This is a genomic window from Phytohabitans rumicis, from assembly GCF_011764445.1.
Lineage (GTDB): Bacteria > Actinomycetota > Actinomycetes > Mycobacteriales > Micromonosporaceae > Phytohabitans > Phytohabitans rumicis.
Genome location: NZ_BLPG01000001.1, coordinates 624,608 through 638,322, shown reverse-complemented (window position 1 = coordinate 638,322; position 13,715 = coordinate 624,608). Strand labels below are relative to the sequence as shown.

13 protein-coding genes are annotated in these 13,715 nt (G+C 69.7%); 5 read left to right on the top strand and 8 right to left on the bottom strand.

The window, feature by feature from the left end; translation table 11 throughout:
• Window positions 1-5 precede the first annotated feature (5 nt).
• From Prum_RS02780 to Prum_RS02765, 4 genes are all read left to right on the top strand, one after another.
• The gene (locus Prum_RS02780) at window positions 6-1,151 is read left to right on the top strand and encodes an alkane 1-monooxygenase (protein ID WP_173073679.1); all 1,146 of its coding nucleotides are present in this window, start codon (window positions 6-8) and stop codon (window positions 1,149-1,151) included.
• A gap of 35 nt (window positions 1,152-1,186) precedes the next feature.
• Window positions 1,187-1,774 carry a TetR/AcrR family transcriptional regulator gene (locus Prum_RS02775; protein ID WP_173073678.1) on the top strand — a complete coding sequence of 196 codons (588 nt, stop codon included), beginning with the start codon at window positions 1,187-1,189 and terminating at the stop codon, window positions 1,772-1,774.
• Window positions 1,774-2,844 (top strand): LacI family DNA-binding transcriptional regulator, encoded by a 1,071-nt coding sequence (locus tag Prum_RS02770; protein ID WP_173073676.1) that lies wholly within the window; start codon window positions 1,774-1,776, stop codon window positions 2,842-2,844. Before Prum_RS02775 ends, Prum_RS02770 begins: the two co-directional genes overlap by 1 nt.
• A 149-nt stretch (window positions 2,845-2,993) precedes the next feature.
• On the top strand, window positions 2,994-4,139 hold the full coding sequence (locus tag Prum_RS02765) for an RCC1 domain-containing protein (RefSeq protein ID WP_173073674.1): 1,146 nt from the start codon (window positions 2,994-2,996) through the stop codon (window positions 4,137-4,139).
• Between the two features lie 77 nt (window positions 4,140-4,216).
• On the opposite strand, the gene Prum_RS02760 is transcribed toward Prum_RS02765, so the two are convergent.
• The gene (locus Prum_RS02760; RefSeq protein WP_246277604.1) at window positions 4,217-4,327 is read right to left on the bottom strand and encodes an NAD(P)-dependent oxidoreductase; all 111 of its coding nucleotides are present in this window, start codon (window positions 4,325-4,327) and stop codon (window positions 4,217-4,219) included.
• Between the two features lie 603 nt (window positions 4,328-4,930).
• Between Prum_RS02760 and Prum_RS02755 the strand changes: the two genes are divergently transcribed.
• Window positions 4,931-5,611 (top strand): dienelactone hydrolase family protein, encoded by a 681-nt coding sequence (locus Prum_RS02755; RefSeq protein ID WP_173083326.1) that lies wholly within the window; start codon window positions 4,931-4,933, stop codon window positions 5,609-5,611.
• Window positions 5,612-5,659: 48 nt separating this feature from the next.
• Here the strand turns inward: Prum_RS02755 and Prum_RS02750 are convergent, their stop codons facing one another.
• The 7 genes from Prum_RS02750 to Prum_RS02720 all read right to left on the bottom strand — a co-directional run bounded on the left by Prum_RS02750 (window position 5,660) and on the right by Prum_RS02720 (window position 13,657).
• The gene (locus tag Prum_RS02750) at window positions 5,660-6,109 is read right to left on the bottom strand and encodes a MarR family winged helix-turn-helix transcriptional regulator (RefSeq protein WP_173073672.1); all 450 of its coding nucleotides are present in this window, start codon (window positions 6,107-6,109) and stop codon (window positions 5,660-5,662) included.
• A gap of 87 nt (window positions 6,110-6,196) precedes the next feature.
• Window positions 6,197-6,367: a hypothetical protein gene (locus tag Prum_RS02745; RefSeq protein ID WP_173073670.1), complete on the bottom strand. Its 171-nt coding sequence runs from the start codon at window positions 6,365-6,367 to the stop codon at window positions 6,197-6,199.
• A 12-nt stretch (window positions 6,368-6,379) separates the two neighbouring features.
• Entirely contained in the window at window positions 6,380-8,086 is a 1,707-nt protein-coding gene (locus Prum_RS02740) for an Hsp70 family protein (RefSeq protein WP_173073668.1), read from the bottom strand.
• A 31-nt stretch (window positions 8,087-8,117) separates the two neighbouring features.
• Window positions 8,118-10,031 carry a putative bifunctional diguanylate cyclase/phosphodiesterase gene (locus Prum_RS02735; protein ID WP_173073666.1) on the bottom strand — a complete coding sequence of 638 codons (1,914 nt, stop codon included), beginning with the start codon at window positions 10,029-10,031 and terminating at the stop codon, window positions 8,118-8,120.
• A gap of 13 nt (window positions 10,032-10,044) precedes the next feature.
• Window positions 10,045-10,569, bottom strand: a complete 525-nt coding sequence (locus Prum_RS02730) for a GAF domain-containing protein (RefSeq protein ID WP_173073665.1) — start codon at window positions 10,567-10,569, stop codon at window positions 10,045-10,047.
• Window positions 10,570-10,619: 50 nt separating this feature from the next.
• Window positions 10,620-11,786, bottom strand: a complete 1,167-nt coding sequence (locus Prum_RS02725) for a substrate-binding domain-containing protein (protein ID WP_173072704.1) — start codon at window positions 11,784-11,786, stop codon at window positions 10,620-10,622.
• A complete protein-coding gene (locus Prum_RS02720) occupies window positions 11,747-13,657 on the bottom strand; it encodes a putative bifunctional diguanylate cyclase/phosphodiesterase (RefSeq protein ID WP_173073663.1) in 1,911 nt (636 codons plus the stop codon). The genes Prum_RS02725 and Prum_RS02720 overlap by 40 nt, the downstream gene beginning before the upstream one ends.
• Between the last annotated feature and the right edge of the window lie 58 nt (window positions 13,658-13,715).

Sequence of the window (13,715 nt, the reverse complement as noted above, 5' to 3'; positions counted from 1 at the left end):
ATGGCATGGCGGACAACTGGCGTGACGGGCGTCGATACCTGTGGCCGTCCGCGGTCATCGTGCCGGTACTGCCGTTCCTGAGCTTCGGGCTCGTCCGGCAGACCGGCGCCGGCGGTTGGTGGTGGCTGACCGCCGTGCTGGTCTTCGCGGTGATCCCGATCATGGATGTGCTCGGCGGCGACGATCCCGGCAACCCTCCCGAGGAGCTCACCCAGGCGCTGCAGGACGACCGGTACTACCGCTGGCTGACGTACCTCTATCTGCCTTTGCAGTTCGGCGGCCTCGTCCTGGGCGCCTGGCAATGGCAGGCCGGCGGTCTGGACTGGGTCGGGCGGCTGGGGCTGCTGGCCGCGATCGGCACGGTCAACGGCATCGCGATCAACACCGCCCACGAGCTGGGCCACAAGCGGGAAAGCGTCGAGCGGTGGCTGTCGAAGATCGCGCTGGCGCCCACCGCCTACGGACACTTCTACGTCGAGCACAACCGCGGCCACCACACGAGAGTCGCCACCTTCGAGGACCCGGCCAGCTCGCGGCTGGGCGAGACCTTCTGGCGCTTCTGGCCGCGTACCGTGCTGGGCAGCCTGCGGTCGGCCTGGCGCCTGGAGACCAGTCGATTCACCGTACGGGGACGCTCACCGTGGACGCCGCGCAACGACGTACTCAATGCCTGGCTGATGACCGCGGTCCTGTTCGCCGCGCTCGTCATCGCCTTCGGCCCGGGGGTCCTGCCCTTCCTCGCGGCGCAGGCCGTGCTTGGTTTCTCGCTCCTGGAGGTGGTCAACTACCTCGAGCACTACGGCCTTGCCCGGCAGCGGACGGCGACCGGCAGGTACGAGAAGGTCGACCCGACGCACAGCTGGAACAGCAACCGGTTGACGACCAACATCTTCCTGTACCAGTTGCAGCGGCACAGCGACCACCATGCCAACCCGACCCGGCGCTACCAGGTGCTGCGGTCCCGCGACAGCTCCCCGCAACTACCGGCCGGCTATGCCACGATGATTGTCGTGGCGCTCGTACCTCCACTGTGGCGACGGGTCATGGACCCTCGGGTCCTCGCGCACTACGGCGGCGACCTGGACCGGGCCAACGTCCATCCGCCCACGCGGGCACGGCTGGCGGCCGGCCTGGTTACGGGTACGCGGTGACGCCTCCCGCACCGACGCCCGGCCGGCAGCGTTACGTGGAGCGGTCCCGAGACGCCATGCGGGCGGCCATCCTGCAGGCGGTGGAGGACCTGGTACGGGACCGGGGCTGGGAAGCCACCCGCATGGCCGACGTGGCCGTCCGGGCCGGCGTCAGCCGGCAGACCCTCTACCAGCTGTACGGCTCCCGAGAGGCGCTCGCCCAGGCGTACGTGCTGCGGGAAACCGAACAGTTCCTGGAATCGGTCCTCGACGCCGTCCGCGGCCGGGCCGACGATCCGTTCGCCGCGATCGAGGCCGGGCTGGACGCCTTCCTGACCGGCGCGGCCGACAACGTGATGGTCAAGGCCATCCTGCAGGGGCCCACCGGCAACGAGCTCCTCCCGCTGGTGACCACCCAGGCTCTGCCGGTCATCCAGGTCGCCGAGGAGTTGCTCACCGGCGTCATCGGCGAGCTGTGGCCCCAGTTCCTGGCCGACGACGCACGGCTGTTCGCCGGGTCCGTCGTGCGGCTGGCGATCAGCCATGTCACCACCCCGACGAGCAGCCCCGAGACGAGCGTCAAGGACATCTCCCGGCTGCTGATCCCGTTCGTGTCGTACGCCCTGGGCCCGGGAGGAGGCTGATGACGCGGCGTTCGACCGTCTACGACGTGGCGCGCCTGGCCGGCGTGTCGATCGCGACGGTCTCGTTCGCGTTCAGCCAGCCAGAGCGGGTACGGCCCGGCACCTTGGAGGCCGTGCTTCGGGCCGCGGACGAACTCGGGTACGCGCCCAGCGCCAGCGCCAGGGGTCTGGCGAAGGGCAAGACCGGCGCGATCGGCTTGTACTCCTTCGACTATCTGATCCAGGACGACGTCGCCGCGGCAGTGGGTGCACCGCCGCCTGAGCCCGACTACCGCTCGTTCCCGCTGTACGTCGACGAGGTGCAGAACGGCGTCGCGTTGGAGTGCCGGCGCCGGGGGTACGCCTTGATGGTCGGCGGCGGGAAGAGCGGACCGGCCACGGCACCGATCGTCGACGTGGCCGGGCGCGTGGACGGGCTGATCGCCTTCGTCGCCGGATCGTTGGCCCCCGGCGTGGTCGACGGCATCGCGCGGCGGATCCCCGTGGTGGAGCTCGGCGGCACGGCGCGCGATGACCGGCTGCGTTCGGTCGCGGTGGACAACGCCGGCGGCATGCGGCGCCTGACCGAGCACCTGCTATCGGCCCACGGTTGCCGCCGGCCGGTCTACATCGGACGGTGTGACGTCCCCGACTTCGTTGACCGCTATCGGGGCTTCGCCGCCGCGCTCGGTGGCGCCGGCCTGCCGGTCCCGGACCCGAGGCCGAGCCTGCCTGGTCATACCGACATCACCGTCGAGTCGGTACGCGCCTGCCTCGCGGCGGGGCCGCTGCCCGACGCCTTCGTGTGCGCCACCGATCAGGAGGCCCTGGTCGTGCTGGACGAGTTGCGACGTTCGGGTTTGGCGATTCCGCGGCAGGTCGCGGTGACCGGGTTCGACGGGATCGTCGCCGGGCGGCTGTCGCGGCCGACGCTCACCACGGTGCGTCAACCGATGGAGCGGATCGGCCGGACCGCGGTCGGCATCCTGGCCGCCATGCTCGACGGCGATGCCCGTCCCGACCCGGTGCCCGAGCTGCCGGTGGAGCTGATCCTCCGCGACAGTTGCGGATGCGGCGTGACGTCGATCTGACGCTCCATCGATACCAATCAACGGAACGTACTTGCGGACATCGATCTAAGCGCTTAGATTACCGCTACCTCTACCTGCCGATTTAGCTGCCAGAGAAATGCCCGCCACCGCTGTTTGGGATTCGACGTCTTTCTTGGGGAGAAAAGTACATGAGAAGCATCATCGCCAGGGCGGCGACATGCATCGGTATCGTCGTGCTCGCCATTGGTGCCATGACGGGCACGGCTGCCGCAGCCGCCCCGGCGGTTTCGAGCGTCGCCGCGGGTTTCGCACATACGTGTGCGATCAGTACCGACGGAGCACTCTGGTGCTGGGGCGGAAACTACACCGGCCAGCTTGGTGACGGCACGACCACGGACCGGACCACACCGGTGCGTGTCGGCACCGCCACCGCCTGGGCCGGCATCGACGCCGGCACAAGTTACACCTGTGCGGTACAGACCGGCGGCACGCTGTGGTGCTGGGGCAGCAACCGCAGGGGCCAGCTCGGTGACGGCACCACCATCAACCGGACCACCCCGGTACCCGTCGGCACCGCCACCACCTGGGCCAGGGTGAGCGCCGGCGACAGTCACGCCTGCGCCATCCGGACCGGCGGCACCCTGTGGTGCTGGGGCAGCAACCGCAATGGGCAGCTGGGTGTCGGTATGTCCGTCGACACCGCGACCACCCCGGTGCAGGTTGGCACGGCGACCAACTGGGCGAGCGTCACGACCGGCTTCGCGCACACCTGCGCCGTCCGCACCGACGGCACGCTGTGGTGCTGGGGTGACAGTTCGACCGGACAACTCGGTCTCGGCATCCTGACCTACGCGGCGACTCCGACGCAGGTCGGCACCGCGACAACGTGGACCGGCGCAACAGCCGGGTACGCCTTCACCTGCGCGGTCCGCGCCGACGGGACCCTGTGGTGCTGGGGCGAGAACGGGTACGGACAGCTGGGTGTCAGCGGCGCCTACCAGACCACACCGATCCAGGTCGGCGCCGCCACCAGCTGGAGCCGCGTCAACGCGAGCGATGACACGCCGTGCGCGGTCCGTACCGACGGCAGCCTGTGGTGCTGGGGCAACAACATGCTGGGGCAGCTGGGCGACGGCACCACGACCCACCGGTTCGCCCCCACCCGGGTTGGCGACGCCAACACCTGGACCACCGGCTTTGCTGTCAGCTATCACAGCTGCGCGGTCCGCACCGACGGCAGCCTGTGGTGCTGGGGCAACAACATGTCCGGACAGCTGGGCGACGGCACCACCACCCAGCGGTCCACGCCGGCGCAGGTGACCCTTCCAGGCTGACGTAATTCGCGAGTTTCGACGACACGCCGTCGGCCTGTACCGCTGAGACATATCGCGGTACAGGCCGACAGCACGATCTAGCCTTCGCGGAGGGCGCGCAGCAGCGCCGGCTGGTCGACGATCGCGGCGCGTGCGGTGTTGACCAGATAAGCGCTGGCCTTCATCGCGCGCAGCTCCGCCTCGCCCAACAGCCCCCGGGTGCCGCAGTACGTCGTCCATGCTGTCGGCGAGTTCTGCGCCCGCGTCGGCCGCGCGTTCGGTGGTGAGGTGTTGGCTCCACGCGGCGTCTGGGGTTTGTCCGGGCAGATACGCCCCGGCCCGCGTCACCTGCGGACCGCATGCTCCCGCGGGCACCGCGCAGGTCGGCGGCTCGCTGGCGCTCGCCGAAACCCCCGACCAGCGCTGCCAGCCCCGCGGCACAAGACCCAGGGACAACGGCCGAGCGCCGCCCGGGAGACGGTGGTGTGCGTCGCGGTCTGTGCTCCGCTTCCGTTCCAGAGACTAGTTTTAGGCCCCATACCTGAGAGGCATATTTATGACTGTGAGGTATGGGGCCCAGAAACCAACCTGCCCGGTGAAGGCGTCACGGGCTGTGAGGTCCATCTATTAGATCTTTCCGTGGTCCACACCCCATCGCCGCGCAGGCATCACCCGTCGGGGTTGGTCGTGGACCGCGCAGGGTGCGGCCGCGGGAGCGACGGCCTGGACCGCGACGAGCGCCGCGGTAGCTCAGAACTCGATCCTGATTCTGAACCTGACCCCGAAAGGTCTCTAGATCTACTCGCCGCCGCCTGGGTGAAGCTGCGGGCGCGACGGTCGACGTCCCCACTCTGGACGGTATCGCCGACGCCTACCTGGCCCATCCCGACGACGGCGCCGCCCACCCGGGGGTGCTGTTCTACATGGACGCCTTCGGGGTACGCCCCCGACTGCGGCAGATGGCCGACCGGCTCGCCGCGGCCGGATACACGGTGCTGGTCCCGAACGTGCTGTACCGTCACGACCGCGCGCCGCTGGTCGAGCTGCCCGAACGCATCGAGGAGCAGGATCGGCCGGCGTTGTTGGCCAGTTCCCCGCAGGCCACCGACGGATCGGTCGGGGTCACGGGGTACTGCATGGGCGCGGGCCTTGCGCTGCGCACCGCGGGCACCTACCCCCACCGGGTCGCCGCCGCCGGCGGCTTCCACGGCGCCGGCCTCGCGAGCGATGCTCCCGACAGCCCGCACCTGCTCGCCGAGGGGATCACCGCGGATCTGTACTTCGCGCACGCCGACCAGGACCCCGCCATGCCCCCGGAGCAGATCGATCGCCTCGACAAGGCACTCACCGCGGCGGGTGTCCGCCACGACACCGAGGTCTATGCCGGCGCACAGCACGGCTACACCATGGCCGACACCACCCGCTACAACGCCGACGCCACCGAACGCCACTGGACCGCGCTGCTGGACCTGTTCGGCCGCACCCTCAGCTGACCGAGCAAAGCGCTCCGGCGAAGCGGGTGCATGTTTCTCAGGCTTCGCTCAGCGACTCATCATGTCGGCGACTCGATTGAGCAGCGCGGCCAGGTGCGCGGTCTCCGCCGGGCCCAACTCCGTGGCGATCCGGCGGTCGATCGCCGTGACCGTGGGTTCCGCGGCGCGCAACGCCTCGCGGCCCGCGTCGGTGAGGTGCAGTTCCTGTACGTGGCCGTGGCGGGGATGTGATCGGCGTTCGACGAGGCCCCGGTCCTCCATCTTGGCCACCAGCGACGCCACGTTCTGGGGAGTGACGGCCAGGCGGCGGGCGACCTCCGCGCCGGTGCGACCGGGCTCGGCGTGGACGCACATCAGCAGGGAGTAGTGCGCCGCGGCCAGGCCCATCGTCCGCAACTGCCGCTCTTTGAAGGTCTGTACGGCCAGTTCCGCCCGACGCAGTGCCCACGTCACTCCGTCGAGCACGCCGCCGGTCGCTGGCTCCCCGCCGTCTGCCATGAGCTGAAGCCTACAGGTGCTTCACAGGTATCAAGTACTTGATGTGTAGCATCTGATTGACCCAGCATCATGCTCGACAAGCCGCTCTCATCCTGCATCGTCCTGCGACAGGCACAAGAACGGGCCGCGTACGCCCGCACTGAACCGCTCCGCGGCCTGCAGGGCGACCATGACCCGGCGGTGGGGGGACATCCGGGTCCGCGCCGTCGCGAACAGGGCGCCCAGGGCCAGGTCGCTGCCGCACCCGACGGCGGTCACGGCGCCTCCTTGTCAGCCGGTAGGGCGGCGGTTGTAGTCGATGCGCCAGTCCTGGGTGTACTCGGTCCAGGTGTCACCGTCGCAAAGGTAGGTCGACGGCTTCGGGTCCAGGGTCAGCGCCTGGCGGCCACGGCTGCTGCCGTTCTCGAAGAACTCGCTCGTGCCCCGTGCCGTGCCGGAATAGATGATCGTTTGGTCATGGGTCCGGAGCCGCCCGGTGAACGTGCCGCGGATACGTTGCTCCCATTTGTTGCCGTTGAATGTGGCGGTCCGGGGAGGGCTGGAGTTGTAGTCGTGGACGTACGTGCCGTCCGCTCGGACGGTCTTCACCGTGCCGCCGGTGTTGGTGAAGGTGGTCGGGACGCCGTCGATGAAGTTGGTGATCGAGTAGCTTGTCGAATCCCAGACGCCGACCAGGCACGGGTCGATGAGCGGGCTCGGGGTCGGCGACGGCGTCGGGGTTGAGCCGGCCTCCGAGGCCACCGGGGTCGGGCTCCGCTGGGCGCCGTCCGCGGGCGGCGACCCGCCCCGCGTTCCGAGCCAGACCGCCGTGGCGGCGGCCACCACCGTGACGGCACCGGCGGCGACCCAGCGGCGGCGTCGGGGGTGTGGGGCAGGCGTACCGGCCGCGGGTGGCATGTCGGCGGGTGGCCAGGCGTCCGTCGCCGCGGGCGGGTCGGCCAGCGCGCCCTCGGCGACCGCGAGTTCGGGCTGGTCGACCGCGGCCGGTGCCACTCCCAGGGCCTGGTGCAGCAGGGTCCCGACCAGGGGCATCCGGCTGGCACCGCCGACCAGGAAGACGCCGAGCAGCGGTCCGCTCCGAGCAGCGGTGGACAGGTCACGGCAGACGGCGACGGTGCGGTCCAAGACCGGGCGGGCAAGCTCTTCGAGTCGTTCCCGGCCGAGGGGCATCTCCTCGTCGAAGAGTGGAATGTGGACGATCGTGGTCGCGGTGCGGGACAGCACCTCCTTGGCCGTGCGTACGGCGTCCCACAGCAGGCGGCGGGCCCGTCGGTCGGCTCGGTCGCCGGGGTGGGCCAGCCGGCGCCAGCGATCCGGGTCGCGAGCGGCGAGGGTCTGGCCGAGATGGTCGACGATGGCCGCGTCGATGTCGAGACCGCCGGCGTCGTCGAGCCCGGTGGAGGTGACCAGCTCGATCCCGTCCGGCGTGCACCGCACGAGCGAGGCGTCGAACGTGCCAGCGCCGAGGTCGTACACCAGGACGTACCCGGGATCGGTCAGCGGGGTGCGGGACAGATGGTGGCGAGCCGCGGCGACCGGCTCGGCGACCAGGTGGACGGTGCTGAACACGGTGCCGGCCGCCGCCTCCAAACGACCCCGCCGGGTCCCGCCCCACGACGCGGGACAGGTCAGCACGGCGGTGGCGACGTGGTCACCGGCCGCCCTGTCCGCCTCCACCGACACGTGGCGCAGCACCGCCGCCACGACCGCCTCCAGCGTCACCTCCTGCCCATCCAGGAGCAAGCGGTCCTCGTCGATGTGTCGTTTCGGGTACGGCTCAAGACCGGCCGGGTTGCTCGATCCCGCGTGCCACGCGTCGCGGCCGACGACCAGCCGACCGTCCGGCATCGCATAGACGGCGGAAAGCAGCAGCGGCGACCCGTCGAACAGCAGCGCCCGCGGCTCACGGCCTGGCCCGGACAGCACCGCCACGGTGTGCGACGTACCGAAATCGATGCTAATCCGCGTCGTCTCCATCGGCGCCAACCGTAGCGCCGTCCGGCGCCCGTCAGTTGGCGTAGGTGCGCGGGTCGACGACCGGTCTGCCGATGAGGTATCCCTGGCCGTACCCGCAACCGATCTCGGCCGCGATGTCCCGCTGCTGCGTGGTCTCGATGCCCTCGGCTACCACCTCGAGGTTGAGGCTGCGCGCGAGGCGCACGATCCCTGCCACCAGGTCACGCTGACGAGTCGAGGTCTCCAGTTGACTGATGAAGAGCCGATCCAGTTTCAGGATGTCGAGGGGGGCGTGACGCAGGTAGCTCAGGGCCGAATAGCCGGTGCCGAAGTCGTCGATCGCGATCCGCACGCCATGGAGGCGTAACGACCGGAGGTCCTCCCACGCCTTGTCGTCGTCACGCAGAAGCGAGCTTTCGGTCACTTCCAGGACGAGCCGACGCGGCGGCAGACCGACCGTGGCGAGCACTCGGTCCACGGTGTCGACGAAGCCGGCCGACCGGAACTGCTGCGCCGACACGTTCACGCTGACGTACGGCGCTTCCGGCCCTGCCGTGGCCGTCCATCGCTGCGCGGAATGCGCCGCGGTCGCGAGCACCCACTCGCCGATCGGCATGATCAGGCCCGACTCTTCGGCGATGTCGATGAACTCGTCCGGGCTCAGCTGTCCGCGGGTCGGATGCTCCCAGCGCAGCAACGCCTCGTACCCGGCGGTGCGGCCGGTCTTCAACGCGGCGATCGGCTGATAGGCCAGACTCAGCGAGTCGTCCTGGAGGGCACGGCCCAGCGCCGCACGCAGCGCCACCCGGTCCGTGAAGGCGTCGGCCATCGACGGGTCGTACCGGCGCCACTGCCCAAGGCCGCCGGCCTTCGCCGCGACGAGTGCGTGGTCGGCATGCCGTAGCAACTCCGGTGCGCCGCTCGCGCCGGCGGATGTCGCGACCCCGATACTGGCGCTACAGAACACCGGGCCACCGTTGAGGGCGATCGGATGTGCCAGCGCGTCGGCCAACCCGGCGGCTGCCTCGTCCAGCGGGGTCGCCGCGACGTCGCGGATCAGTACCGCGAACTCGTCGTCGCCGAGTCGTGCCGCGACACCGTCGTGCCCGACGGTCTCGCGGATGCGATGGCCAACCGCGGTCAGGAAGGCGTCGCCGGCGGCCTGCCCGAGGCCGTCGTTGATGGCCCTGAACCCATCCAGGTCGACAAGGAGGACTCCGACGGCATCGGGTTCGGTCGCGATGGCGTGGTCGACGCGTTCGTAGAACCGTTGCCGGTTAGACAGACCCGTGAGAGGGTCGTGCGACCTCTGCTTGGTCAGCTCCCGCTCAAGCTGGCGCTGTGCGGTGACATCGCGCAGGGTGACGACCAAGCCGCTGGTCGCGCTCGCCACCGGTACCGGACGGCAGGACACCTCGACGTACACCGTGCGGCCATCTCGAGCGTAGATCGTCCAGTCGGCCCGGCTCGACTCCGGCGGTGAGTCCAGGTCGCCGGCGCGGACATGGTTCAGCAGGTACTCGGCTGTTCGCCGCTCGGCTCGATCGACCAGATCGGGCAACGGTATGTCGTCGAGCGCCGTCGTGCCGAAGACCGTGCGGGCGGACGGGCTCGCGTACCGGATCCTGTTCTCGTCGTCGACGATCAGCACAGTGATGTCGGTCAGCTGCAGCCGTGCCACGGCCAGTTCGGCCTGAACCGATATCAGTTGCCGGGCAGCTTGCAGGTGGGCGTGCGATCTGGGCGGGAAGCGGTGTCCAACCAGGTTGCGCGCTGCCCGTTCCGCGATGGCGGCGACCGCTTCGCTATCGGTGGCCGCGGCGAGCTCCGCGCTGGCGCCACGCACGACCCGGTCCTGCCGCCGCGCGTCGCGTGAGCCGATGGCCATACTGACGAGCCAGGTCACCACCGCCACGATCGCGGCTGTGGTGACCACGGCGAGAAGAATGGACGTGCTACCCACCATGCTCGCACCATCATCACCCGCGGCTGGCTACCATACCCTTTGTCGCGTGCTCGGGTAAGGCGAGGATCCGCTGCAACGCGCGTCCGGCCCCCTCCGCGAGAGCCTCGAGTTCGGCGACCTCGCGGTCCGAGGCGCGGTGCGGGTACGACCAGTACGCGCCTACCGCGCCGACCGGGTAGCCGTCCCCGACCATGGTGGGCACCATGAGCAGACTGCGCACGAACGTCGGCCGGTACGCGTCCTGCGGGACGCGCTCGTCGAGCCAGATGTCGGGGATGACGACCGTTTCCCCGTGCAACATGGCCCATCCGCTGATGCACGAGGCGACGGGGAACCGCTCGCCCTTCCACAACGGGCTCACCGCATCCTCGTCGGCGTAGTGGCACTGGTCGCCATCGAGCTCCACCACCGTCGCGCCTTGAGCGTGAACGGCCGCTCGGGCGCTCGTCTTCAGGATGACCCGAACCTCTTCGGCGGTTTCGGCGCCATTCAGCATCGCTATTGCCCAGCCAACTGAGTTTTTCGCTTCGGCACGCATCTAAGTCGACCCCATCTCGGCAAACACCACCGTATCAGACAAATCCCCGTCTATCGCCCCCAGATCGTCATGTACCGGTTGCGGTACCCGTTGTCCGGTTCCCAGTACGTCGCGCCCCCCACATTGGCGGTCGTCGTCAGGTGGACCGGCGGGACGAAATTGCTGCTCGGCCGGCGCGCGATCGCCCGGTTCAGTTCGTCGATGATCTGCCAGCCCTGTTGGAGCAGTGGCTCCGGTACGGTGGCCGCCTCGTACTGCCGGCCGCGGATCCGCTCGAACGCCACGGGGTCGCCATCGCCGGCCCCGATGTTGTATGGAGGGCCGGCTCCCCGCTTGCCGGCCTTGCGCAGCGCCGAGGCCGCGTCGGCGAAGTAGAGGTCGTTGATGGCCACCGAGTGCGTCCACGAGTCGCCGAAGCGCTCCACCAGCGCTGAGATGTGTCGCGGCGTACGGGTGCTGCCCTCCGGGATTGGAATGTCCTCAGTGGACAGCACTCGTACGGCGGGACATGCCTGGAGCGCGGCGGTGATCAGTTCAGACTTGCGTCTGGCGAACGGAATGGACGCGTCGGTGAAGACGACCACGCCGGCGGTTCCGCCGGAATGGAGGATGATCCACTGGGCGCTGATCCTCGCGACGTCCTCGACCTTCGTGGTGATGTTGGTGAACAGCTTCGGGTTCTGACTCGGGCCGGGCGAGCCGACGGCGTGCCAACCGACCACCGGTATCCCTCTGGCGTCCGCCTCCGCTAGCTGTAGGGCCGCGATACCGGGGTCGAAACCACCGACGATGATCCCATCCGGATTCAGCGCGAGAGCGTGCGTGAACGCGCTCTGGATTCCACTGGGCGAACCCTGCCCGTCGATCAGTTCCAGGTTCCACCCGACCGCGTGAGCGGCCTCGACGGCTCCCCTCGCGGCGCCCGCGACCCCGGGGTTGGTCATGATCTGCGCGATGTACACGACGGTCTTCCCGGTCGGGGCGCGGGGACCGGTGGTCGGGCCGGTCCACGGCACCGTGGTCACCTCGGCCGCGGCCACGGCCGCTTTGGCCTCGGCGAACGCCTCGGGGCAGGCCGCCCCGCCCGCCGCTCCGGGCGGAGGTGCCGCGTCGCGGTCGGGGTCGCCGGGACAGCCGGTCAGCCCCGCGTACACGACGACCAGGGCGCCGACGGCGGCTACGCGGGACCGGCGTGTGCGTTGGGCCGCGCGAACCACTTGGTCAACTCCACTGCCGGCATGGGTCGCCCGATCCCGAACCCCTGCATGTCGTCGCAGCCGAGGTCGATCAGGCACCGCCATGCTTCGGACGTCTCGACACCCTGCGCGACAACCGTCAAACCCAGTTGGTGCGCGACCCGTACCCAGCCGCCGACCACCGCTCTGGCGAGCGGGAACTCCACGACGGTTCCGGTGAACCTTTGGTCGATCTTCACCCGCTGCACCGGAGCCTCCGCCATGACCGACACCGCGCCGTACTCGGCGCCGAACTTGTCCACGCAAAGGCCCACACCGGCGTCGCGTAGGCGAAGCATCGCCGGGATGGCCCGCGCCGACTCGCGTACCAGGATCGCCTCGGCCACCTCCAGTTCGAGCGCGGACGGCGGCAGGCCGCAGTCGGCCGCGACGGTACGGACCACGTCCGGCAGCGTGTCGTTGTACAGCGTGCGCGCCGAGATGTTGACCGACACGTTGACCTGCATCCCGTCCGCACGCCATTCGGCGCACTGCCGGGCGGCCTGGCGCAGCACCCACGTCGTCAACGCCGTCGCCAGTGAGGTGTGCGCGATGGCCGGGATGAACATGCCGGCCTCCAGGAGCCCCCGTTGTGGGTGGTGCCACCGGGGGAGGGCCTCGACCGATCTCACGACAGCGTCCGCACCGCGCACCGGTTGGTAGAACAGCTCCAGTTCATGGCCGGCCAGCGCCCGGCTCAGCTGCGGCAGTGTGGTGACCTTCGGATCCGGTGGTGTGGTCTCCGGCGTCTGCGCGTACTCGGCCACTCCGCCGCCGGAGTGCTTGGCGTAGTACATCGCCTTGTCGGCCCGGCGCAACAGGTCGCTCAGTTCCTCGCCGTCGTCCGGCGCCCACGCGATGCCGACGCTGGCACCGACCTCCAGTTCGCATCCCGCGATCATCAGCGGTTGGCGGATGCGGTTGCGGATCTCGATCGCCACGTCGCGCGCCACGCCGCGGTCGGTCAACGGCCCCAGGAGTACCGCGAACTCGTCCCCACCGAACCTGACCGCGACGCTCGCCGGCCCACCTGCCTGCTGTATGAGCTTCGCGGCGGCCACCAGCAACTCGTCACCGGCAGGATGCCCGAGGGCGTCGTTGACCGGTTTGAAGTTGTCCAGGTCGATGAGCAGGAGCGCGGTCGGCCGCTCCGGCGTGGAGCGAGCCAGCGTGGACGGCGCGACGCGGCGCAACAGCAGGCGGTTGCCGAGACCGGTCAGGGCGTCGTGCACGGCGGCGTGGTCCTGCCGTAGCTGATGCCGGCGGACCTGGAGGATGCCGGCCAGCGCGAGCAGGAGCACGATCGCGCCACCGGCGTAGACCAGGTTCATCGACCGGGTGACCGGCCCGTGGACCTCGTCCCCGGGCAACACCACCTGGGCGACGGCGTCCATGGTGCCGTCGCCGTTGGCGTCGTACGGGTGGTAGACGACCACGGTGTCGGCCTGTCCGGTGTCGGTCACCACGAAGGGCTCGCCCATCCGGGCCCGCGCCACGACGTGCGGTGGCGGTGCGGCGACCGCGCTCGGCTCGACGTCGCTGTACACGACTCGCAACGTCGCGAGCGACCAGATCGACAGGTTGACCACCTCGCCGCGCCGTTTGAGCATGATCACATCGGCGTTCAGGGCAGCGGCGTTGAGCGGGTTCGTGCCGTGCGTGATGTCGGTCAGCGTCAAGCTCTGGTCGATGACCAGCGAGCTGAGGATCGCCACCCCGTTCACCGCGTTCTGCAGCGCCCGGGACCGGATCTGCGCACGCACGGCAAGCGTGGCGACCGCCACCGTCAAGATCACCAGCGCGACCACCGCCACCAGCACGCGCCACGACGTCAGGGCCCGCTGTTCTGGCAAGCCGGCAGATCCCACAAGCAAACAGTACGACTTATCAGGATCCGATAAGAACTAACCT

Coding starts and splice junctions, on each gene's coding strand:
- Prum_RS02770 (WP_173073676.1), top strand. CDS start 1,774: ATGACGCGGCGTTCGACCGTCTACGACGTGGCGCGCCTGGCCGGCGTG.
- Prum_RS02735 (WP_173073666.1), bottom strand. CDS start 10,031: ATGGTGGGTAGCACGTCCATTCTTCTCGCCGTGGTCACCACAGCCGCG.
- Prum_RS02740 (WP_173073668.1), bottom strand. CDS start 8,086: ATGGAGACGACGCGGATTAGCATCGATTTCGGTACGTCGCACACCGTG.
- Prum_RS02765 (WP_173073674.1), top strand. CDS start 2,994: ATGAGAAGCATCATCGCCAGGGCGGCGACATGCATCGGTATCGTCGTG.
- Prum_RS02780 (WP_173073679.1), top strand. CDS start 6: ATGGCGGACAACTGGCGTGACGGGCGTCGATACCTGTGGCCGTCCGCG.
- Prum_RS02730 (WP_173073665.1), bottom strand. CDS start 10,569: ATGCGTGCCGAAGCGAAAAACTCAGTTGGCTGGGCAATAGCGATGCTG.
- Prum_RS02750 (WP_173073672.1), bottom strand. CDS start 6,109: ATGGCAGACGGCGGGGAGCCAGCGACCGGCGGCGTGCTCGACGGAGTG.